Genomic DNA, 21,713 nt, shown 5'->3' on the forward strand with positions numbered 1-21,713 from the left:
GGCAGCAACTGGAGCGCGATATGAGTGAGATTCAGCAATCCCTCCCGGAAGCACTTTTCCGGGGCACACTGGAGGCCATCGTGACGCGCTTTGGCCTGGTGGAGCAGGCGGGCGAAGACGGGGGACCCTGGATGACCCTGGCGAGCCAGTTGCCCATGGTACAGGGCAGCGTCGGCAACGTGCGCCTGTTCACCGGCGCGCCGCTGTTCCGCCTGGTCACCTGTTCGCTGACTGTGGCGCCGATGCAGCTGGACTCCCACATGCTGTTCGCCTTTACCCCCGGCAACTCGCCGCTGCCTCACTTCACCCTGGATTCGGTCAAGGCCGGCGAGCACTTCGCCTTTCACCTCGACCTGATTCCGCGACTCGACCTCGGGGCGAACCTCGCCTACATGGACAGCGTGTTCCAGCCGCTGACCGAAGTGTTCGAGGCCGCCCGCGACATCGAGGGCCTGTCCCGGGCGCACCTGTCGCCGCGGCAGCTCGCGGTGATGTCGCCGTGGATGCTCGCCCACCGCGCCGATGCGTCCGCCTTTCAGGCCATCGAGGGCACTGTGCAGGCCTACCGCGAGCACTGGTGCGGCCTGGTGGAAGCAGGCATTCCCGCCGAGGTGTGCGCTGGTGTCAGCGGCGAGGCGCTGCAGGCCCGCAACCTGGCCAACAAGGCCATGCTGTTCAGCCCGGAGATCGATCCGGTATGGCAGCGCATCGAAGGGCTGATCGGCGCCGAGGCAGTGGCTGCCCAGCGCGCCCTGTTGCTGGGGGACGACGAATGAGCATCGCGAATGACACACTGGCGCCGGTCCGGCTGACCGGTGAAGTGCTGGTCGAGAACATGACGGCCGCCGAACGCAGCCGCGCCGGGCGGGTGGAGTCGGTATTGCCGGCCCTGCGCGAACAGGCGGCCGCGGTGGATGCCGAAGGGGCCTTCCATCGCCCCCATGTGCAGACGCTGTCCGCAGCGGGCCTGCTCGGGCTGATCGTGCCGGAACAGTACGGCGGCCTCGGCGGCGGCCTGCGCGACCTGTGTGCGGCGACCTTTGCCCTCGCTACCGCTTGCCCGTCTACTGCGCTCACCTTCTTTTTCCACTGCAGTTCCGCCTCGCGCGGCCTGCTGGCCCTGGAGGCCATCGAGGCCGGCCTGATCAGTGCCGATGAAGAGCCCACGGTGCGCGCCTTCGCCGAGCAGGTCCTCAGCACCATGGGGCGCGGCCAGTGGCTGGCCAATTTCGCCAGCGAATCGGTGAAATCGGAAAAGGCCGCGGTCACCATCGGCACCCGCGCCCGCAAGGTCGAGGGCGGCTACCTGCTGAACGGGGTCAAGTCCTTCGGCTGCGCCACCGGCGTGGCGGACCGCTACCTGGTCACCGCGAGCCTGGAGGGCTACGACACCGCCGAGGGCCTGTGTACCTTTTTCGTCGAGCGCGACGCCGAAGGCGTCAGCGAACGGGCGAAGTGGGACGCCATCGGCATGCGCGGCACCGCCACCCACGGCATCGTGCTGGAGGAGGTGTTCGTCGCCGATGGCAACGCCATGGCGATCCCCGGCGTGTTTACCCGCTGCATGCAGATGAGCCGCGGCTCCTTTGTCGGCAACCAGGTGGCGGGGGTGGCCTGCTACCTCGGCGCGGCCTGGTCACTGTACCAGTACACCATCACCGACCTGCGTACCCGGCGCTTCGCCGACAGCGACAAGCCGGTGGGCACCGCGCCCTACCAGCAGGAGCTGATCGGCAGCATGCTCAACGACCTGGAAACCGCGCTGCTCTGGCTGCGCCGGCAGATCGACCTGGAAAGCATCGAGCCGCCATTGCTATCAAAACAGGAAGTCGTAAAGCGCTGGCGCCTGTGCAAGGGCACCGTGGCGGAGGCGGCCTTCCGGGTCGGCACCGCCTCGCTCAAGGCCTGCGGCACCGGCGGTACCGGCAACACCGGGGTGCCCGCCCGCGCCCTGCGCGACCTGGCCATGGGCCTGGTGCAGGCCTTCCCCGCAGAACGCGGCCGGCTGATGGCAGCGCAGATGGAAATCGAGGGCAGCGAACAGGCCTCCTTCGGCACCCGGGCGGGGTGAGCCCGATGTCCGGAACCGTGCAACAGTATCCGCTGTTGCTCGGCGGCCGCGCCAGCGCGCCGGCCGGCGGGCAGTATTTCGATGTCACCGCCCCCGCCGACGGCGCCCTGCTGGCCCGGGTGGGCCGTGCCGGCGCGGCGGATGTCGGGGCCGCCGTGGCGCTCGCGCGCGAGGGTTTCCGGCAGTGGTCCGCCCTCGCCCCGGCGGCGCGGGAGGCGGTATTGCTGCGCGCCGCGGACCTGGTCGCCAGCGAGGGCGAGGCGCGTTTCCTCGACACGCTGATCGATGAAAGCGGCAGCGTGATCAGCAAGGCGCGGGTGGAAATCCGCTACGCGGTGGACCTGCTGCGCACCGCCGCGGGGGAGGCGCGCCGCCTCTATGGCGACACCTTCCCCAACGACAATCCCGAGCGCCTGTCGCTGGTCCTGCGCGAGCCGCTGGGGGTGGTCGGGGTGATCTCCCCCTACAACGCGCCGCTGTCGCTGCTGGTGAAAATGAGCGCCTTCCCGCTCGCCGCCGGCAACGCCCTGGTGATCAAGCCCTCCGAAGAAACGCCGCTGACCGCCCTGGCCTTCGGCCAGTTGCTGCTCGATGCGGGCCTGCCCCCGGCGGCGATATCCATTGTCACCGGCTATGGCGCCGAGTGCGGCGCACCGCTGGTGGAGCATCCCGACCTCGATTGCATTGCCCTGACCGGCTCCACCGCGACCGGTATCGCCGTGGGCACCGCCGCCATGCGCAGGATGCGCCGCTGCCAGCTGGAGCTCGGCGGCAAGAGCGCGCTGCTGGTGCTGGCGGACGCGGACCCGGAGCGGGCCGCGGCCATCGCCGCGGACGGCATCTTCACCCACGCCGGGCAGATCTGCATGGCCAACTCCCGGGTGGTGGTGGAGGAAAGCCTGCTGGAGCCATTTTTGCAGGCCTTCGTGGCCCGGGCCGAGGCCCTGCACCTGGGTGACCTGCGCGACGAAAAGACCCGTTACGGGCCGCTGATCCATCGCGCCGCGCTGGACAAGGCTCTCGATCAGGTGCGCGCGGCGGTGGAAGGCGGCGCGCAGCTGCTGACCGGCGGCGCAGCGCTGCGCGGCCTGGTGATGCATCCCACGATCCTGCGCGAGCCGCCCCGGGACAGCGCCGTCTGGCGCGAGGAAACCTTCGCCCCGGTGGTGTCCGTGGTCGGCGCGGGCGATCTCGACGAGGCGATCGTGATCGCCAACGACAGCGACTACGGCCTCTCCGCGGCGGTGCTCACCAATGACCTGCAGCGCGGCCTGGCCGCCGCCCGCCGCCTGCGCAGCGGCAGCGTGCACATCGGCATGCACGCCTTCCAGAGCAACGCGATGGCGCCGATTGGCGGCGTCGGCTTGTCCGGCCTGGGGCGCAGTGGCGGCAAGTACAGCACCGAGGAATTTACCGAGCTGAAGTGGATCAGCGTGGAAGCGCCAGCCTATGAAAAACATTGAGGGCAGCATCGACCGGATGAAAACTCGCGAGCGCAGCCAGTACAGCGATGGCTACCTCGACAACTACGTCGGCCACCGGGCACGCATCGGGGTCATCCTGCCCTCGACCAATACCTCGGTCGAGTACGACTGCCAGCGCATCGTCCCGCGCGGGGTGAGCTGGCACTTCGGCCGCTTCCTGATCGAGCATGTCGACTTCCGCGACGACGCCAACTTCCTGCACTTCCTCGACCTGATGCGCCAGACCATCGGCGCGTCCATTGAAAGCATCCTCACCTGCCGCCCCGACCACGTCATGCTGGGCATGTCGGCGGAGACCTTCTGGGGCGGGATCAAGGGCAACGACGGCTTTGTCGATCGCATCCAGCAGTTGCTGGGGGAGGGCACTGGCCTGACTACTGGCGCCAACGCGGCGCAACGCGCGCTGGAGGTGCTCGGGGTGGCCGGCAACAGCGGCAAGACCATCTCGGTGATCACGCCCTACCAGCCGGTGGGCGACCGCAACGTGCGGCTGTTCTTCGAGGATGCCGGCTACCGGGTCAAGCATGTGCTCGGCCTGCGCTGCGCCAACGCCCACGATGCCATCGCCCTGCTGCCGGAGCAGCGGATCATGGAGGCTGTGCGCGAGGTGGACGGCGACGATGTCGACGCCATTGTGCAGGTGGGTACCAACCTCAGCACGCTGGGTATCTTCCCCACGCTGGAGAAGTGGCTGGCCAAGCCGCTGCTGCCGATCAACGTCGCCACCTGCTGGCACGCCCTGCGCAGCTGCGGTATCCGCGACCAGTTCGACCATCTGGGGAGACTTTTCGAGCAACACTGATGCAGGTGAATACCAGGGGACCGGCATGCTGATCATTTTTCTCGTTATTGTGCTGGACCTCGTGGGCTTCGGCATCATGGTGCCGATCCTCGCCTACTACGTGGTGCAGCTCGGCGGCGGACCCGAGTTGGCCACCCTGTGCATGTCGCTCTACTCCCTGGGGATGCTGGTAGCGACACCAGTGATGGGACGGCTGTCGGATATCCACGGCCGCAAGCCGGTGCTGGTACTGTCGATGGTCGGCGCCATCATCGGTTACCTCATGCTCGGCTTTGCCGAATCGATATGGGTGATCGCGCTGTCGCGGCTGCTGGCCGGATCGATGGCGGGGAACATCTCCGCGGCCCAGGCTTATATCGCCGATATCACCAGTCCCGCCGACCGGGCAAAAGGGATGGGCATGATCGGCGCCGCTTTCGGTATCGGTTTCATTCTCGGCCCCGCCCTCGGCAGCTGGCTGGCGGGGGATGACTTCGCCACCGCCAACCTGGTCACCCCGGCCCTGCTGTCTGCGGCGCTGGCGACCCTGGCCTTGCTGACGGTGATCTTCCGGCTGCCCGAGAGCCTCCACCCGACGCACCGGGCGGCCGCCCGGGAGGCGCCCCGGGTTGGCCGCATCCGCGCCCTGGGCATGCTCTGGTCGCGCAACCTGGTGCCGCAGTTTCTCATCGGCGTGCTCTTCTACAACCTCGGCGCGGGCCTGGTCGAGGCCATCTATCCCCTGTGGGTTCGCGATACCGGCATTGCCGCGGGGCCGCGGGACCTGACGCCGCTGCTGCTCGCCGGCGGGCTGGTGATGGCGGTGGTCCAGGGCGGGCTGATCGGGCCCCTGGCGCGCCGGTTTGGCGAGCGCTGCCTGTTCCAGTGGGGGGCGCTGCTGTTTACGCTGGCGATGCTGGCGACCATTGCCGCCGGGACGAAGAGTAACTACTACGCCGCGATGGCGGCGATTGCGCTGCAGTCCATCGCCTCCGCGCTGGTGCTCACTTCGATGCAGAGCCTGGTTTCACAACTGGCGGAGCCGCAGGAGCGCGGCATGCTGCTGGGGGTATATGCCTCGGCGGGCACACTGGGGCGGGCTGCCGGCACACTGTTGACCGGCCTGTTGTTCGCCCAATTGGGTATTCACAGTCCCTACTGGATCGCGGCGGGAGTCATGCTGCTGTTGCTGGTGATTGCCCGGGACGTAGCATCGCGGTCCCGGGCAGTTTGATGGCGCAGGTAATGTCCAGTGAACTCCCCCGATTATTCCCGCGCCGCGCGGCCGGTGCGCGGGTCGATGGGGGTCTTCCACAGTACCAGGAAGCAGAACACGTAGAGCAGCAGGACCGTCGCCATGGCGATCGGGTGCTTGTCCGCCCGCAGGTAGAATTCGTAGAGCAACTCGTAGAAGGCGAAGGTCTCCGGGATGAACCAGGCCACACCGACGGCACCGATGCCGTAGCGAATGGCGAGCCCCGCCTCACGCTGCTGGGTGCACTTGTACAGCAGGTAGAGCCCCCACAGGGAAACCAGCGCCGACAGGGTGTAGGTGACCGGGTGGTAGAGACCGAACAGGCGCGGGTCGATGATGGTGATCATCAGCACGTACATGAACCAGGTGACGAAGAAATATTCGAAGGCGGCCACCCGCGCCACGTTGGGCCGGTAGGCCTGGGTGGGCGGCCCGACGACTTCGCCGAGGCCGATGCGCCGGCGAATCCACACCAGCATGCGGCAGCGCACGTCCTTGTTGAGCATCAGGAAGAACAGGCTGGTCAGGCAGAACATACCGCTCATCTGCAGGAATATATGCTCGCCCAGCAGGCCCGCCATCATGTTGCCGTCCTCGGGCAGCGCCGGAGGAATCTGCGCGAGATGGGCCAGGACGGGATTGCCGGATTCGAACCAGGACATCCAGATCAGGACGCCGCCGAAATAGCCGAGCAGCGAGCCGCGCACCTCGTCGCGGCCCATCCCGCGAATCACCAGCCACACCCCGAAGGCGCCAATGACTCCGGGAACGATGTATTTCCAGGGCGCGGGCAGGACATAAATGGTGATTGCAGTGTAACTGTGCGCGAGCATTTTCTCGCACAGCATCATGGTGACGATGACCAGTCCGAGGACCGGGGCTCGCCGGAAGAAAGCCAGCGGCGCTGGCTGCGTCTGCGCAGCGGCGTCGGTAGGCGTGGTAGCAGGGGCTGTGGCCATGGGCGCTCCGTATTTCCTGTGTTTCAAAAGGCCAGACTACCGCAACAGCCGGGGTGCCGGTTTGACAAAGCGCAAGGTGCCTGATGTCGCCCTTCCTGCTTTTTTCCGCCCTGCACCTGGCCCTGTTCCTCGGTACCTTCAGTCGCTATTTCAGCGCGGCTGTTCCCCTGAATTTCCTGCGCCTGCTTTTGCTGTCACTGGCGGTCGACAACGCGGTGGTGGGCATCGGTGACGGCAATCTCGATGCGCAATGGTACGCGTGGTGTACGCGATTGCGCTACGCCCTGCACGCCCTGGTGTTGCCGGGGCTGGTGCCCTGGGGCCTGAGCCTGCTGCCGCGCCCGCTGCCCCGCTGGTTGTTGTGGGGGAGCGCAATGTTCGTGCTGGGCGCCATCGGCTACGGCGCGTGGCACGAGATCATGGCGTTGGAACTGGGGGCTTCGGTCCCGGGACAGCCGCCGCGACTGGTCAGTACCGCGCCCGGACCACCCCTGGCCACGGTGCTGGGGAATTTGCTGTTCCTGTGTCTGGCGGCCGTAATCTGGTATCGCAGCCGCTGGCCCTGGGCCTTTGCCGGCGGGCTGTTGATCCTGCTGGTGAACGGCGCCATGGCGGGACAGCCGCAGGCGCTGGTGGCCGGGGCACTGGCGGAACTGGTATTTATAGTCTCGCTGCTGGCGAGCGAATCAGGGCGGGCGCGCATCCTCGCGGCCGCCGTCAACGTGAGTAAGAAGGGGCAGGACAATGACTGACTGGAGGCGGATTCTCGGAATCTGTGTAGTGGCTGTGGGGGTAGCGCCGGCGGTTGCCGGCCCGCTGGAGTTGAGCGACGACAATGTTTGCGCCTGGGTGCTGCAGCAGGTGACCGGGAGCGAACTGGAGGCCGAAGTGGCAGTGGTGCGTACGTTCGAGGAATTCAAGGATGCCAAGGCCGAGGTAGCGCCGTTGCGGGTCAAGCAGTACCGCTCCCCGGAGCAGGGAATGGCGCAATCGGTGGCCTGCAAGCTCAGCAGCGTGGAAGGGCTCCGGGAAAAGGCCGGAGTCGCGGGGAACCTGCTGGGCGAGCAGCGCAGTTGCAAGTATGCCCACCAGCGCATGCTGGAGGTGGAGTACCAGCGCCTCGCTCCGGGCCGGCGCCAGCTGATGCCGGCGGACTTTACCCTGCTGGAGGACGAGACCACCTGGATGGGGCCCCTGTGGCTGTACCCGAACCCCTATCCGGCCCTGGTTCGCGGCGACAGTGGTGGCTGGCAGTTACAGGGGAAGGTGCTGGAGGTATCCAACGCCTGGTATGTACCCCTGCCGGCGTCGGTCAAGGGCGTGCATTACTGCACCGTGGTGGCTCCGGAATACCTGCGCAAGGTCCTCTCCGGGGATTGATTCGGCGGCGGGTGACAATTCGGTGAAAGCTTTGTAGCGGGATTTGATTTTTATCATGAGTGGCGTACCGGCGACCCGATATACATAGCCTCAAGCGAATAGTTATTCGCCACGCGCAGTTTTTACGCAAAACGCGACGAATTGGATCAGTGAAGGACAGCGAACCGCAAGCGCTCCGAACTTTCAGAATGATGGGAGAGAAAAAAATTCACCCCGTTCGCACTGAAACGTAACCGTCACCTATTAGGGGATATTGCATGTTCAAGAGAAATGCCATTGTCACGGCCATCATTATGGCAGCCTCCGCAGACAGTTTGATGGCACAAACCGAGGGGCGCCAGGTGCACGCTTTGCGTGGTGACGATTTCCTGGTTGAAGAAGTCCTGGTGACCGCCAGGAAGAAGGAGGAGAACCTGCAGTCGGTTCCCATCGGCATCGACGCCTTCACTGCGCACCAGATCGAGGAAAAGGCGATCAGCACGGTGGCCGATGTCGCCAAGTATTCCCCGAGCCTCACCTTCGAGCAGGGCGTGCTGCCCAACGACACCCGTCCCACGATTCGCGGCATGAATATCTCCCGGGGCCGTCCCAACGTGGCGATCCTGATCGACGGTGTAGACGTTTCCTCGGAAACCCTGACGGTGGCCGGAGGTGGCGCCTTCGTCAACATGGGCCTGATGGACCTCGAGCGGATCGAGGTGATCAAGGGGCCGCAGAGTGTGACCTTTGGTCGCTCCGCGTTCGCGGGTGCGGTGAACTATGTCACCAAGCGGCCCGATCCTTCCCAGGCGTTTACCAGCTACGCGGAAGGGGAGGTCAACGAACACGGCTACTGGAAAGGATCAGCCAACGCGACCTTCGCGATTATCCCCGATACCCTGGCTGCTGGGCTTACCCTGCTCACCAGCGACTTTGACGGTTACTACGACAACCCGAATACCGGCGGCGACCTCGGTGGGGTACAGCAGGATGGCGTGGCTTTCAGCCTGAACTTCACGCCGGAAGGGCCGTTTTCAGCCTACCTGCGCGGCGAGTATTCCGACGAGAAGTACACCCCGCGGGCGATCGCCGTGACCCAGTCCGTATCGAATATCAGTGCGGCAGGGGATTACTTCCTGGCCGGTACGATTGGCGAAGGGGCGCAGAACGTACCCATTCCGGGCGGTGCCTACGGCCTCCCCACGCCGACAGCGGAACAGTGCGCGAACGCGGTTCCCTTCGCCTATCTCTACGGCCAGAGTGCAGCCTGCGCCTCCATGCTGATCGGCAAGATCGATGCGCTCGGCGAGAAGGATATCGACCAGTCGCCGAATCCGCTGACCGGCAAGGACTTCGATGGCACTTCCGTCGAAAACCTGCGGGTGGCCCTGGAACTCGGCTGGGAAATGGAGTCGATGGATATTGTCTCTATCTCCAGTTTCACCGACAACGAGACCAGCGTCGAGGAGGATTTCGACCTCACCAACTTCGACCTGCAGTCCCTCGGCCCGGGCTCGGCGAACTTCGACCCCCAGTATGTCTACGCCAACCCCTTTGGGCCGGTTCCAGATTACACCCCGCTCAATAACGACCCGACTGCGGCCTATACCCAGTTCGGCGTCAATACCAACTCGGATACCTCATTTGAGTACCAGCAGTTTTCCCAGGAATTCCGCATCGTCGGCGACGTGGGCAAGCTGGACTGGATGGTCGACGGGCTCTACTGGCAGGAAGAAATGGACGCGGTGATGAACCAGATGTGGTGGGCGCGCGAGACCGTCGACGCCACCTACTGGAATTCGATTCTGTCGCGCTTTGCCGACCCGACCTGTGCGATCCCGGGCAAGGTCGATACCTGCATGTTCTTCACCGGCATCGAGACCGAGATGACACCGCTGCCAATCCCCATGTCGCGGGATACCACCCACTGGTCGGTGGCGGCCTCGTTCACTTACAGCCTTACCGACGCCCTGAGGCTGACGCTTGAAGGTCGCTATCTGGAGGAAACGCTGGAATACGAGAGCCTGCCGCTGGATACCTTCATGAACGGTTTCCTCAGGCTGCCCTACTTTGACCCGGTGACCTTCTCCACCACGCCGCAAATGCAGAAGCGTGAACTGAACTACGACGCCTTCGTGCCCCGGGTCAGCCTGGACTGGCAGATGACCGACGAGATGTTCATGTACGCCTCGATCGGCCAGGGCTTCAAGCCGGGTGGTATCGCGACTACCGATGGCAACGGCGACATTTCCACTGGCGAATACAAGCCCGAGGACCTGGTGGCCTACGAGATCGGCCTCAAGACCGACCTGCTGCAAAATCGCCTGCGCCTGAATGCGGCGCTGTTCTACAACGACTACACCGACCAGCAGGTGCCGTTCTTTATCACCAGCGCAACCGGCGTTTCCAACGTCTCGGTGACCAATGCCGGTGAGAGCGAGGTATTCGGTGGTGAAGTGGAGGTTGTCTATCGGCCGTCGATGAACTGGACCTTCCGGGTCTCCTACACTCACAACGAAACCGAATACAAGGATTTCAACCTCGGCGATGTGAGCCGGCCGGGCATCTACGACAAGATCCAGTCAGGCAATATTGAAGGGGATTTCAGTGGCAAGTCCTTCACCAATACGCCCGAGGACCTGGCGGTGATGTCTGTGCGCTATGACGGGGAGTTCGGCAACGGCTGGGGTTACTTTACCGAGTTGTTCGGCAGCTACGAATCCAAGGAGTACCTCGACGCGGGTAACCTCAGCTACCTGCCGGAAGTCTGGCTGGCTGACTTCAGCGCCGGGGTTTCCAGCGACAAGTGGCAGGTTACGGCCTATGTCGACAACCTGACCGATGAGGACCGGGCGCAGAGCGGGCTGGGCAACGTGAGCTACGGCTTCATGCCCACCGGCCAGGTGCCGCCGTTCTCCGCGAGCCAGATCCTGCGCGACCCGCGCACCGTGGGTATCCGGGCCCGCTACCGGTTCTGACCCGGTGTCGGCCATGAACATGATCAACCGCGCTTCGGCGCGGTTTTTTATCGCTGTCGGGGACGTATTGCCCTGCGAATCGAGCCACAGGAGACTACAACATTGAGCACAATCCGGGTTGCCGCACTGCAGTTTGCGACCGCAGCCACGGTGGAGGAAAACCTCCACACCTGCCTGCGGCTGATCGACCGGGCCGCGGAAGCGGAGGCGGCGCTGATGGTGCTGCCGGAATTCAGCAACCATCTTTCCTGGTACCGCGACGCGCACCACGCCTGGGCGGTCGCCGTAGAGGAGGGCGGGGAATTCCTCTCGGCCATTGCCGGTCGCGCCGCGCGCTACCGGGCGCACATCGTCGTCAATGTCTCCCTGCGCCGGGCGCGTGGAGGCATCACGGTGAGTTCCCTGCTGTACGGTCCCGAAGGGACCTGCCTGGCGGTAGCGGACAAGCAGACCCTGATGGGCCATGAAAATATCTGGTTCCAGCGCGCGCAGCAGCGCACCCCGGTGGTGCCGACCGCGCTGGGCCGGCTCGGCCTGTTCCCCTGCCGTGACGGCGTCACCTTCGAGACCGCGCGGATGCTGGCACTGGAAGGGGCGCAGATATTCTGCGACTCACTGCATTCCTTTGCCCTCGATGAAGCCACCCTGCACGTTCCGGCGCGGGCGCCGGAGAACCGTGTTTTCATGGTGGCGGCGAACAAGGTCGGGCCCCTGATTCCCGAACAGGACTTGCCGGGGGTCGCCGCACAAAGCGGGATTCCCGAGCGCTTCCTCTACGGTGCCGGCGGGAGCCAGATTGTGGCACCCGACGGCACGGTGCTGGCGCGGGCACCGGGAGAGGGCGAGGCGGTGGTCACCGCGGACATCGACCCCTCAGCGGCGGCCGACAAGCGCCGTGCGGACGGCACTGACCTGCTGGCCAGTCGGCGGCCCGGTCTGTACCGCGCCCTCGGCGCGGCACAGCCACGACTGGTGGCGAGCGATGCACCTGAGGCCCTGTCGGTGGCCTGCGTCGCGCCGCCTGCGCCGGGCGCAGCCGCGCGGGAACACCTGACACCGGGCACCCGACTGGCGGTTATCCCCGAATGCTGGGGTATGCCAGAGGACATCATGGCGGCGTTGAACAGCGGAACGCCGTATGACCGGGAGGCAGTGATTGCTGCTTCGTCTGAGCTGGTGGAGCGCCTGCGCCACTTCTGCCAGGAAAAGGGCGAACTGAAGATCGTCGCGTCGCTGCCCTGGCCCCTCGGCGAGGGCCTGTCGCTGACCGCGCTGCTGATCAGCGCACAGGGTGTCGAGGCCAGACAGCCGCAATTGCATCCGTCCCATGGCAGCCCCTGGTCCCGCCAGGGCGACGAATTACAGCTGGCGGACCTCGAGTGGGGACGCGTGGCGTTGCTCGTGGGCAATGACAGCCTGTACCCGGAGCTGGTGAAGATGGCGGCCCTCGACGGCGCCCATCTGCTGGCGGTGCCGCTGGGTGCCACCGAGCCCGCGGATACGCAGCTGGGCCTGCCCTCGCGGGCGGCGGAGAACCGGCTGTGTGTCGTGGCCAGTGGCCGCGAAGGTCACGGCGGGTTGATAGCCGGCCTGGAAGCGGAGTTCACTCTGATGGAACACTGGCCCACGCGGGTCTTTGACGGCAACATCAACACGCCGCTGCTCACCCGGCAGCGCGGGGAGGTTACCCAGGGGTGCCTCAACCTGCGGGCCGCCGCCAACAAGGTGATGTCGGCGCAGACCGATCTCCTGGCGGATCGCCCGTGGCGATTGTGTGCGCCGCTGTGGGAAGATCGGGGACAAGAGGAGATATGTGATGAGCTGTAACAAGCGATGGTGGAAGCTGGCGGCGCTCGGCCTGTTGGGAGTGGCTGCGCCGTTTTCCCTGAATGCTGCGGCGCAGGATGCGGCAACCCTGCGGGTCACGGTGGAAGGCCTGGGGCCGCAGAGCCCCAACGTCTATGTATCGGTCTACGCCGGCGACGACGACTGGCTGGGGGAAAGCCCGGTGGCGCGCGCGGAAATCGTCCCGGCCTCCGGCGAGCTGAGTGCCGAGATCAGCCTGCCGCTCGGGGAATACGCATTCAGCGCATTCCTCGATGTCAACCGCAACGGTGAGCTGGACAGCAACTTTATCGGCATTCCCAAAGAGCCGGTTGCGGTATCCAACAACGCCCGGCCGCGTTTCGGGCCGCCGAGCTATGAAGATGCCAGGTTCGAACTGGGTGCCGAAGGTGTGCTGCAGACCATCCAGCTGGTGGAACCCTAGCAGACAGGCGTCGCCAGCGCGTCAGCGCGCGCTGGAACCCCCGATCTGGTCCTGGGGTGACAGCCCGACCACCCGGGCGCCGGTGAAGAAGCGGATCGACTGCGCCGCACCTTCTTCGCCTAACCCGGAGAGTCCCCAGGCGCTCCGCGGTGCAGTACCGCTGAGGGCCAGTAGGCTGTAGCCGTTAATTTTCACACCGCCGCAGCGTATTTTCCGGCTGAAGGCGCGCGCCCGCCGCTCGTCGGCGCTGTAGACGTAAGCCGCGAGGCCAAATGCGGTGCCGTTGGCCAGAGCCAGCGCTTCCTCTTCGCTATCGAAACTGTGGATACAGGCCACGGGGCCAAAGTTTTCCTGCAGGCTCTGTTCGGGCGCGCAGTCATCCACCAGAGTGGGGGCGACGAAATAGCCGGGAAGATCGGGCAGTGGCGTGGGAGCAATCACCCGCCCGCCGAGGCTTTGCAGGCGCTCGATCTCGGTGAGAATGCCGCGGTACTGCTGCTCGTGGATCAGCGGCCCCATATCGCTGCCGGCATCCAGCGAATGGCCGAGCTTCAGTGCGGAGAGCAGTTCGCTCACGCGTTCCAGCAGCGGTGCCTTGATCGAGCGATGCACCAGCAGCCGGCCGAGTGCCCGGCACCACTGGGCGTTCATGTTGCTCAGGCCGTAGACCACGCCGCGGGCGGCGAGGTCGAGGTCGGCATCCTCAAACACGATCAGCGGGTTATTGCCGCCCAGTTCCAGCTGCAGCGGCTTGAAGTCTTCCGCCGTGGCGGCCGCGATGCTGCGGCCCCCGGCCACGCCGCCGGTAAAGGAAATGGCGCGGATGCGCGGGTCGCCGACCATCGCGGCGCCAACCTCACGGTCGCCGCACAGTAACTGGAAGGTGCCCCGCGGCAGGTCCACCTTGGCTATCGCCTCGGCCATCAGCAGGGTGGAGTGGGGCGCCCACTCGGAGGGCTTGATAATGCACGGTGCGCCCGCGGCGAGGGCGCTGGCGATCTTGTGTGAGCCGATGGCCGTCGGGCCGTTCCACGGCGAGATCAGCAGAGCCGGCCCCCAGGGGCTGCGAAAATAGTCGATGTCTCCCAGTTTTCCCGGGAGTATCTTGTGCAGTGCGCCGTTGCGCAGGTGGGCTGCAGCGCCGCGGAAAACCAGCGGGACCAGTGACGCCATCAGGCGGGTGACCTTGATAACGGCGCCGGTGGTCAGCGCATCGACCACTGCCATTTGCTCGGCGATCTCCGCAGTCGCCAGGTGATCGGCGATGGACTCCAGCAACTCGGCGCGCTGCGCCGGCGTGTGGGCCTCCCAGTCGCCCTCCTGGTATGCGCGCTGCGCCGCTGCCAGGGCAGACTCAATCTGCGCCGGACTGCTGCTGAGCTGTTGCTGCAGCTGCCGGAGGTCGTTGGGGTCTTGCAGCCAGCAGTTGTTGCTGAACTCGGGAGCGCTGCTCACACCGTCGATATGATTGCGCAGTGCGGGAAGACGCGGGGCCTGTAATTGTGTTTGGTTCATGGGGCAATTCTGCGCCAGCGCTTCCGAAGTGGTCTTGCGCTTTGTCAAATTTGGCCTTTGTCCCCGGAGTAAGATTTCGGGGTATCCTGCGCCTTCTACTATTTACGGAAAACAGTCCATGAAACTTCTGAATCTCAACCATTCGCCCTATGCCACCCGGATCCGCATGCAGATCCGCCACAAGGAACTTCCGGTGGAACTGGTGGCGCCCGACGTCCCGCTGCGCACGCCGGAGTTTCTGGCGCGCTATCCGCTGGGGAAAGTGCCGGTGCTGGTGCTGGACGACGGGCGCAGCGTCGGCGAGTCCGTGGCGATCATGCGCTACCTCGAAGCCGCCTTCCCCGAGCCCTCGCTGCTGCCCGCGAATCCCGAGCAGGTCGCCTTTGACTGCATGCTCGCCGGCTACGCCGACAGCCACCTGGCACCGGCCCTGTTTCCCCTGTTCGGCGCCATGCTCGGCCGCGGCTCGGTGGACACCGCCGCGCAACTCGCCGAAGTGGAGGGGCAGCTGAAGAAACTGGAGAACCTGCTGGCGCAGTGGCAGGTGGGTGACGCCCGGCTCACCGTCGGATCCATCTGCCTCTCCACCGTTATCGCCTTCACCCTGGAAATCTGCGGCCGCCTGGAACGCCCGGCGGTGCTCGAAGGGCTGCCCCACAGCGAGCGCTGGTGGCAGAGCCTGCAATCGATTCCGGTGGTGGAGATGACGCTGGATGAGATGTTCAGCGCGTTGCAGGCGTTCCTGCAAAAGTAGCGCCAGGGATGTGGAATGTAGCCACTTGGGAATAGAAGTTGTTCCGCCTCCGAATGAGGCGGTGGTACGGGAATCTCGTGCCTGAGGTAGAGGGTGAAGCAGGGCATACCCGCTGGAACCGTGAGGCGACATGGATGTCGCCGCCCGAGCCTGCACAGGGACGTGCGCTTTTTGGCGTGTTCCAGCGGGTATGCCCTGCTTCGCGCTCGGCGATCAGAGTCAGAGCACCGCTTTTATCGCGGACTGGCCCCCCCCCCGGGCCAGGGGGCTTCAGCCTGGTGACGAAGGGCAAATTTAATGACTTGCAGCAACTGATCAAACTACGTACAATCCGCGCCTCAAAATTTGCCCGGTGGTCTCTGGCCGCCGATTCTCCTTGCCACACCGCCCCGGAAGGGTGACGGGTGGCATTAACCCGTAAGGAGCTACTGATGCGACATTACGAAATCGTGTTCATGGTCCATCCGGACCAGTCCGAACAAGTGCCCGGCATGATCGAGCGCTACACCTCAACCATCACCAAGGACGGTGGCGCAGTACACCGCCTGGAAGACTGGGGGCGCCGCCAGCTGGCCTACCCCATCAACAAGGTGCACAAGGCCCACTACGTACTGATGAACGTCGAAGCTTCCAACGAAGCCATGGACGAACTCAGCACCACCTTCCGCTACAACGACGCCGTGATCCGTAACCTGGTGATCCGTCGCGACGACGCCGTGACTGACGAGTCCTTCATCATGAAGGCCGAGAAAGAGTCCCGCGAGCGCAAGAGCCGCAGCGACGAGCGTCGCGCAGCTGCCGAGAACGCCGACAACAACGATTCTGACGCACCGGCCGAGACCGCTGCGGAAGAAGGCGAAGAGTAAGGAGTAGAGTCATGGCCCGTTTTTTCCGTCGTCGCAAGTTCTGCCGTTTCTCCGCCGAAGGCGTCAAAGAGATCGATTACAAGGATCTCGAGACCCTGAAAGCCTACATCTCCGAAACTGGCAAGATTGTACCCAGCCGGATTACTGGCACCAAGGCCAAGTACCAGCGCCAGCTGGCTACCGCCGTGAAGCGCGCGCGCTTCCTGGCCCTGCTGCCCTACTCGGATTCACATCGCTAAAACAGCGTTGTATGCGCTTGGCCCCCGGCGAGGCCTGAGATGAAGGCACTGGCTGAGTTCGCCATGCGCGGCCGCTTCCAGGCCCTGGCACTGACTGTTGCCGGGGCAGGGAGCATACTTTTTTGCTGGCTCAGCGCCGCCATACTGGCGCTGGTCACCCTGCGCAAGGGCGTGGGAACAGGTGCCCAGCTGTTGTTCTGGGCGCTGCTGCCGTCCGGCGTACTGGTTTACACCGTCGGCGACAGCGGTCCGCTGATGCTGTTGGTAGGTACCGGGCTGATGGCCGCGGTGCTGCGGACCACGGTGAGCCTGTCGCTGGCTGTCCTGGCGAGTATTGCCGTGGGCGTGCTGGCGGGACTGGCGCTGATGTTGCTGGGCGGCCAGTACCTGGACCAGATGCAGGCTGTCTTCAACGAGTTTCTTGGCTCGCTGGAGCAGCAGCTGGCCCAGGGCGGTGCGGAACCCGTGGAGTTCGCCCGGCCCAGCGCCGTGCAGATAGCCGGCCTGATGGGCGCCGGGACCGCCATGCTGGCGACCCTGTGCCTGATGCTGGGCCGCTACTGGCAGGCGGCGCTGTACAACCCCGGTGGCTTCGGAACCGAGTTCCGCAGCCTGCGGTTTCCCCCGGCAGTAGCGGTCGCTACGGTAGCCGTGGCCCTGGTGCTCTCGAGCCTGGGGGTGGAGTACCGCACCTGGTCAGTGATAGTGCTGCTGCCCTTGAGTTTCGCCGGACTCGCGCTGGTTCATGCGCGAGTCAGGGTCAAGGGCCAGAGCTCGACCTGGCTCACGTTTTTTTACCTGGCCTGGCTGCTGCTGGACCCGGTGAAGCTGGTGGTGATGGTGCTCGCCATTGCCGACAGCTGGTTTGATTTTCGTCGTCGCTGGGCGGGCAAAGACCTGGCCAAGGGCGACGACTGACAGAATTTACAGGCTTTTAAAGAGTGGGAGTTCGCTCCCCGAAATGAGGAAAGAAAGATGGAAGTCATTCTGCTGGAGAACATCGGCAACCTGGGTTCGCTGGGCGACAAGGTTGAAGTGAAAGCCGGTTTCGGCCGCAATTTCCTGATCCCCCAGGGCAAGGCTGTACCCGCAACCGAAGCTGCGATCGCTGAATTCGAAGCACGTCGCGCCGACCTGGAAGCCGCTGCCGCAGCCGCACTGGCCGACGCCGAGAAGCGCGCCGAAGCCATCAACGCGCTGGCGCTGATCACCATCGCCGCCAACGCCGGCGAAGAAGGCAAGCTGTTCGGTTCCGTCGGTACCCGCGACATCGCCGAGGCGATCACCGCTGCTGGCTGCGAAGTCGAGAAATCCGAAGTTCGCCTGCCGGAAGGCGCGCTGCGCGAAACCGGCGAATTCGAGATCGACATCCAGGTACACGGCGAAGTCTTCGCCACCATCAACCTGGCGGTTGTTGCCGAATAAGTCCGCCGCCGGTGCGTAGCGCCGGCTCCGGATACTCTCCCGATGCACTGGCTACCCTGTAGCCAGTGCATTTTTATTGTCTGGGTATTTGCCCCGGGCCTGAAAGCGGCTGTTTGAATGGTGCTTTTATCAGCCGGAGACGCCCAGCGACTCGCGATGATAGAGTCGTGCCGCCAGCAGCCACAGCAGCAGGCCCAGTCCGAACCCGCAGGCCATGTATACGGCCCATTCCCCCGGCGCAATCGCCTCATTGCGGATCAGCTTGAGCAGCATCTGGTTCTGCGCCAGGAAAGGCACCGCGAACTGCCACAACTGGTTTTTCACCGGGTTCACCATCAGGATGATGGTGGGCACGATAGGCAGGAGCATCAACACGCTCAGGTAGCTCTGGGCCTCCTTGACCGAGCGCGCCCCGGCGGCAATGAGCGTCAGCAGGGTGGTGCCGATCAGGACCATCGGTAACAGCACCACCAGCAACTGGAACACCACCGGCAGTGAAACGTCGACCAGTTGCAGTGGCCCCGGCGCGAGTTGGAAGCTCAATTTGAAGGCCAGCACGATCAGCATCACACCCAGCATGCCGAACAGGCAGGCGGCGAGGATTTTGCCGCTCATGATGGTGGTGCGCGCGGCGGGGGTGGCCAGCAGCGGTTCCAGCGACTGCCGCTCGCGCTCCCCGGCGGTGACATCGATGACCAGGGCCGCGCTGCCGATGAAGCTGAACAGGATCAGCAGGTAGGGCAGGAAGGTCAGCAGCATGCCGCGGCGGGCTTCCGGCGTCGCGGCATCGCGCATCGCCACCGCCACTGGCTGCCCGCCCAGCGGGCTCGCTCCCCGCTGCAGCCCGCGCAGGGCGCCCATCGTGGCGCTGTACTCCGCGAGTACCTGGCGAACCCGCTTCAGTGGAATCTGGGCATCCTGCAGCGAACTGTCGTAGGTCAGCTCCACCGGCGCGGGCAGGCTGGCTCGCCAGCGCTCCGGGTAGCTCGGGTCGATCCGCAGGATGACCGGTGCATCCTGGTCGCGCACCGCCCGCACCGGGTCCTCGGGGGCTGCGCCGATACTGATATTGCGGCTTTCGAGAAAGGCGAGAAGATTGGGAGCCCCTGCGGCGCCGATAACCGGCAAGTCGAGGGTGGATTCGAGCTGGGTCCGGACCTTGTTCTCGACCAGTGCACCGGTGCCCAGGATGATACCGGGCATCAGCAGCGGGCCCAGCAGGAGGCCGAGCCCGACCGTCTTGCGATCGCGAAAGAGGTCGATCAGCTCCTTTCTGGCAACGGTCCAGGCAGCCCTCACGCCGCGTCTTCCTCAAGGCCGGCCAGTTGCACGAAGGCATCTTCCAGGTCCTCGCAGCCGGTCTGCGCACGCAGTTCATCGGGGGAACCGGTGGCCTGCACCTCGCCCCGGGCGATCACCACGATGCGGTCACACAGGGCTGCCACTTCCTGCATGATGTGGCTGGAAAAAACGATACAGCGTCCCTCGTCGCGCAGTCCGCGCAAAAAGCTGCGCAGCCGGCGGGTAGTCATGACGTCGAGCCCGTTGGTCGGCTCGTCCAGGATGACGTTGCGCGGATTGTGTACCAGGGCGCGGGCAATCGCGGTCTTGGTGCGCTGGCCCTGGGAGAAGCCCTCGGCCCGGCGGTCGAGGAATTCGTCCATGGCCAGGGTCTCGGACAGCACGCCGATACGGGCGTCGATGGTGGCTTCGTCCAGGCCGTGGAGGCGGCCGAAGTAGGCGATGTTTTCCCTTGCGCTCAGGCGCTTGTAGATGCCCCGGGCGTCCGGCAGCACACCGAGTTGTCGCCGCGCGCTGTCGGGGTGATGCTGCACATCCAGGCCGTCGACTTCGATGCGGCCCTGCTCGGGGGCCATCAGGGTGTACAGCATCCGCAGCGTGGTGGTCTTGCCGGCGCCGTTGGGGCCCAGCAGGCCGAGAATCTCGCCATCCTGCGCGGTAAAGCCCACGCCGCGCACTGCCTGTACGGTTCCAGTGCGGCTGCGGAACGATTTGTGCAGGTTCTCGATACGGATCATTTCAGGGCTCCCAACCGTAACGGCCTGCAAAAGGGGGTGGGGCGATGAGCTGTTCCAGGCAGCTGGCATCGAGGTCGCTGGTGCTCGCGTTTTCCAGGAACTGGGCCGCGAGGCGGGGCATGCAGCCCACCGCCAGGACGTTGTGTCCCTGGCCGGGCAGCACGAGGTGGCGCCCGTTGGGGAGTGCTTCGACCACCGCGTCGCCGTAGCGCGGCGGGGTAACCGGGTCGAACTCCCCGCTGATTGCCAGCACCGGCAGCTCGCCGTCCAGCGGCACGCGGAAGTGTTCCGGCCGCTTGCCCCGGGGCCATTCGGCGCACATGGCGCGTGTCTGGGCCACGAATCCAGGACCGAGCACCGTGCCTTCGTCATCGGGGTCTTCCCGGAGCTCGGCGGCATCCTCGCTGCAGGTCACGGAAAGACTCATCCCCATGGCGAGGCTCTCACCGAGTTCCCGCGCGAGCATGCGCGACTGGGCGAGCAGGCTCTCGTATTGCCCGGCGGCGGCCTCGTGCAGCAGCAGGGGCAGCGAGGCGGCCATGGCAGGCTGGTAGGCATAGAGGCGCAGCAACATGGCCAGGTGGTCGAATTGCGGGACCTCTTCACGCCACTCACCTGTCACCGGATCGCGAAAGCGAACCGGGGTCGGCACCCTGCTGTGCAGGTCCTCGCGCACCTGCGCCAGGTGCTGGCGCGGATCGCCCAGTGCCGCGGCGCAGGCGGGGTCCTGCCGGCAGCGTTCGAATTGCCTGTCCAGCACCCGCTCAAGATTGCCGGCGTGCTCCTGGCCCAGCACCAGCTGATTGGGCACCACGGAGTCCAGGATCAGGGCGCGGGTTTTGTCCGGGTAGGTGCCGGCGTATTGCTGGGCCACTCGTGTACCGTAGGAAACCCCCACCAGGTTGAGCTGCGCGACGCCCAGGACGGCCCGCACCCGTTCGAGGTCCCGAACGTGGTCGGTGGTCGTGTAAAAGCGCAGGTCGGCACGCTCGGACAGGGTGTCCCGGCATGCGATCGTCAGGCTGCGAATAGCCTCCAGTGTTTGCGGGCTGGACCCGGATAGCAGCATGTCGGTGTCATCGAGGTCGCAGTGCAGTGGGTTGGAAGCGCCGGTGCCGCGGGCGTCGAGCAGCAGCACATGGCGATTGCGCAGTACCTCGGCAAACGCGGCCTGCAGGTCGGGGTAGCTCTCCAGGGCAGACTGGCCCGGGCCACCGGCCAGCATGAAGACCGGGTCCGCCTCTGCCACGCCGGTGGCGGGCACCAGGGCCAGTGCCAGCTCCAGGTTGCGGGCATCGGGGGCGTCGGGGTTTTCCGCGACCTGAAGGTGGCCGCAGTGGGCCTCGACGGACTGGCCGCTGGCGCTGGTCAGGGCGCAGGGGCTGAAGGTCACCTCGCCATAGACCAGTTGGCCACTGGCATTGGCCTCCGGGCCTGGGGCGTGTTGCGCGCCCGTGTTGTCACAGCCGCTCAGTGCCAGCATAAGCGCCGGCACCAGCGCCCCCAGGCGGAATAGTACCGCTTCCAAGTCTCGTCCCCCCTGTCCTGGCATATCCTGTCAGCGGTCTGTCGTTGCCAGAAATTTCGATTGCGAATCACACTTATGCCACCATGGACACAGGCGCTTGGCAAGAGATCAAATTCAGTCGCGCCGGTTTAGCCGCGGGCAGATTCGACTTGCAATACCGCGCCGGTCCAGCAAATCACTTGGACTCGCGG

Annotated in this window: 20 protein-coding genes; 15 read left to right on the forward strand and 5 right to left on the reverse strand. The window is 65.2% G+C overall.

Annotated elements, in window-relative coordinates:
* Positions 1-20: 20 nt before the first annotated feature.
* From ACNKU3_RS15700 to ACNKU3_RS15720, 5 genes are read left to right on the forward strand one after another with little or no spacing between them, the layout of a single operon-like run.
* On the forward strand, positions 21-776 hold the full coding sequence (locus ACNKU3_RS15700; protein ID WP_418260455.1) for a hypothetical protein: 756 nt from the start codon (positions 21-23) through the stop codon (positions 774-776).
* Positions 773-2,071, forward strand: a complete 1,299-nt coding sequence (locus ACNKU3_RS15705; RefSeq protein ID WP_418260456.1) for an acyl-CoA dehydrogenase family protein — start codon at positions 773-775, stop codon at positions 2,069-2,071. The genes ACNKU3_RS15700 and ACNKU3_RS15705 overlap by 4 nt, the downstream gene beginning before the upstream one ends.
* A gap of 5 nt (positions 2,072-2,076) precedes the next feature.
* Positions 2,077-3,534: an aldehyde dehydrogenase family protein gene (locus tag ACNKU3_RS15710; protein ID WP_418260457.1), complete on the forward strand. Its 1,458-nt coding sequence runs from the start codon at positions 2,077-2,079 to the stop codon at positions 3,532-3,534.
* Positions 3,521-4,357: an Asp/Glu racemase gene (locus tag ACNKU3_RS15715; protein ID WP_418260458.1), complete on the forward strand. Its 837-nt coding sequence runs from the start codon at positions 3,521-3,523 to the stop codon at positions 4,355-4,357. The genes ACNKU3_RS15710 and ACNKU3_RS15715 overlap by 14 nt, the downstream gene beginning before the upstream one ends.
* 25 nt (positions 4,358-4,382) lie before the next feature.
* Entirely contained in the window at positions 4,383-5,570 is a 1,188-nt protein-coding gene (locus tag ACNKU3_RS15720) for an MFS transporter (protein WP_418260459.1), read from the forward strand.
* Between the two features lie 32 nt (positions 5,571-5,602).
* On the opposite strand, the gene ACNKU3_RS15725 is transcribed toward ACNKU3_RS15720, so the two are convergent.
* Complete coding sequence (locus ACNKU3_RS15725; RefSeq protein WP_418260460.1) at positions 5,603-6,550, reverse strand: hypothetical protein; 948 nt, start codon at positions 6,548-6,550, stop codon at positions 5,603-5,605.
* Positions 6,551-6,633: 83 nt separating this feature from the next.
* Between ACNKU3_RS15725 and ACNKU3_RS15730 the strand changes: the two genes are divergently transcribed.
* From ACNKU3_RS15730 to ACNKU3_RS15750, 5 genes are all read left to right on the forward strand, one after another.
* Entirely contained in the window at positions 6,634-7,302 is a 669-nt protein-coding gene (locus tag ACNKU3_RS15730) for a hypothetical protein (protein WP_418260461.1), read from the forward strand.
* Positions 7,295-7,930, forward strand: coding sequence for a hypothetical protein (locus ACNKU3_RS15735; RefSeq protein WP_418260462.1), 636 nt, complete (start codon positions 7,295-7,297; stop codon positions 7,928-7,930). Before ACNKU3_RS15730 ends, ACNKU3_RS15735 begins: the two co-directional genes overlap by 8 nt.
* Before the next feature lie 257 nt (positions 7,931-8,187).
* On the forward strand, positions 8,188-10,887 hold the full coding sequence (locus ACNKU3_RS15740; RefSeq protein WP_418260463.1) for a TonB-dependent receptor: 2,700 nt from the start codon (positions 8,188-8,190) through the stop codon (positions 10,885-10,887).
* 102 nt (positions 10,888-10,989) lie between these two features.
* Positions 10,990-12,714, forward strand: coding sequence for a nitrilase-related carbon-nitrogen hydrolase (locus tag ACNKU3_RS15745; RefSeq protein ID WP_418260464.1), 1,725 nt, complete (start codon positions 10,990-10,992; stop codon positions 12,712-12,714).
* Positions 12,704-13,156, forward strand: a complete 453-nt coding sequence (locus ACNKU3_RS15750) for a DUF2141 domain-containing protein (protein WP_418260466.1) — start codon at positions 12,704-12,706, stop codon at positions 13,154-13,156. Before ACNKU3_RS15745 ends, ACNKU3_RS15750 begins: the two co-directional genes overlap by 11 nt.
* 21 nt (positions 13,157-13,177) lie before the next feature.
* Here the strand turns inward: ACNKU3_RS15750 and ACNKU3_RS15755 are convergent, their stop codons facing one another.
* On the reverse strand, positions 13,178-14,671 hold the full coding sequence (locus tag ACNKU3_RS15755; protein WP_418260467.1) for an aldehyde dehydrogenase family protein: 1,494 nt from the start codon (positions 14,669-14,671) through the stop codon (positions 13,178-13,180).
* 118 nt (positions 14,672-14,789) lie between these two features.
* Between ACNKU3_RS15755 and ACNKU3_RS15760 the strand changes: the two genes are divergently transcribed.
* From ACNKU3_RS15760 to rplI, 5 genes are all read left to right on the forward strand, one after another.
* Positions 14,790-15,425, forward strand: coding sequence for a glutathione S-transferase family protein (locus ACNKU3_RS15760; RefSeq protein WP_418260468.1), 636 nt, complete (start codon positions 14,790-14,792; stop codon positions 15,423-15,425).
* Positions 15,426-15,856: 431 nt separating this feature from the next.
* Positions 15,857-16,291 (forward strand): 30S ribosomal protein S6, encoded by a 435-nt coding sequence (gene rpsF, locus ACNKU3_RS15765; protein ID WP_418260469.1) that lies wholly within the window; start codon positions 15,857-15,859, stop codon positions 16,289-16,291.
* 11 nt (positions 16,292-16,302) lie between these two features.
* Positions 16,303-16,530, forward strand: coding sequence for a 30S ribosomal protein S18 (gene rpsR / locus ACNKU3_RS15770; protein ID WP_418260470.1), 228 nt, complete (start codon positions 16,303-16,305; stop codon positions 16,528-16,530).
* 39 nt (positions 16,531-16,569) lie between these two features.
* Positions 16,570-17,448 carry a hypothetical protein gene (locus ACNKU3_RS15775; RefSeq protein WP_418260471.1) on the forward strand — a complete coding sequence of 293 codons (879 nt, stop codon included), beginning with the start codon at positions 16,570-16,572 and terminating at the stop codon, positions 17,446-17,448.
* A 57-nt stretch (positions 17,449-17,505) separates the two neighbouring features.
* A complete protein-coding gene (gene rplI, locus ACNKU3_RS15780; protein WP_418260472.1) occupies positions 17,506-17,955 on the forward strand; it encodes a 50S ribosomal protein L9 in 450 nt (149 codons plus the stop codon).
* Between the two features lie 129 nt (positions 17,956-18,084).
* Here the strand turns inward: rplI and ACNKU3_RS15785 are convergent, their stop codons facing one another.
* The 3 genes from ACNKU3_RS15785 to ACNKU3_RS15795 are packed head-to-tail and all read right to left on the reverse strand — an operon-like array spanning position 18,085 to position 21,522.
* Positions 18,085-19,254, reverse strand: coding sequence for an ABC transporter permease (locus ACNKU3_RS15785; RefSeq protein ID WP_418260473.1), 1,170 nt, complete (start codon positions 19,252-19,254; stop codon positions 18,085-18,087).
* A complete protein-coding gene (locus ACNKU3_RS15790) occupies positions 19,251-19,994 on the reverse strand; it encodes an ATP-binding cassette domain-containing protein (protein WP_418260474.1) in 744 nt (247 codons plus the stop codon). The genes ACNKU3_RS15785 and ACNKU3_RS15790 overlap by 4 nt, the downstream gene beginning before the upstream one ends.
* A gap of 1 nt (position 19,995) precedes the next feature.
* The gene (locus ACNKU3_RS15795; RefSeq protein ID WP_418260475.1) at positions 19,996-21,522 is read right to left on the reverse strand and encodes an alpha/beta hydrolase; all 1,527 of its coding nucleotides are present in this window, start codon (positions 21,520-21,522) and stop codon (positions 19,996-19,998) included.
* Positions 21,523-21,713: the final 191 nt, after the last annotated feature.

Source organism: Haliea sp. E17, assembly GCF_048323675.1.
Lineage (GTDB): Bacteria > Pseudomonadota > Gammaproteobacteria > Pseudomonadales > Halieaceae > Mangrovimicrobium.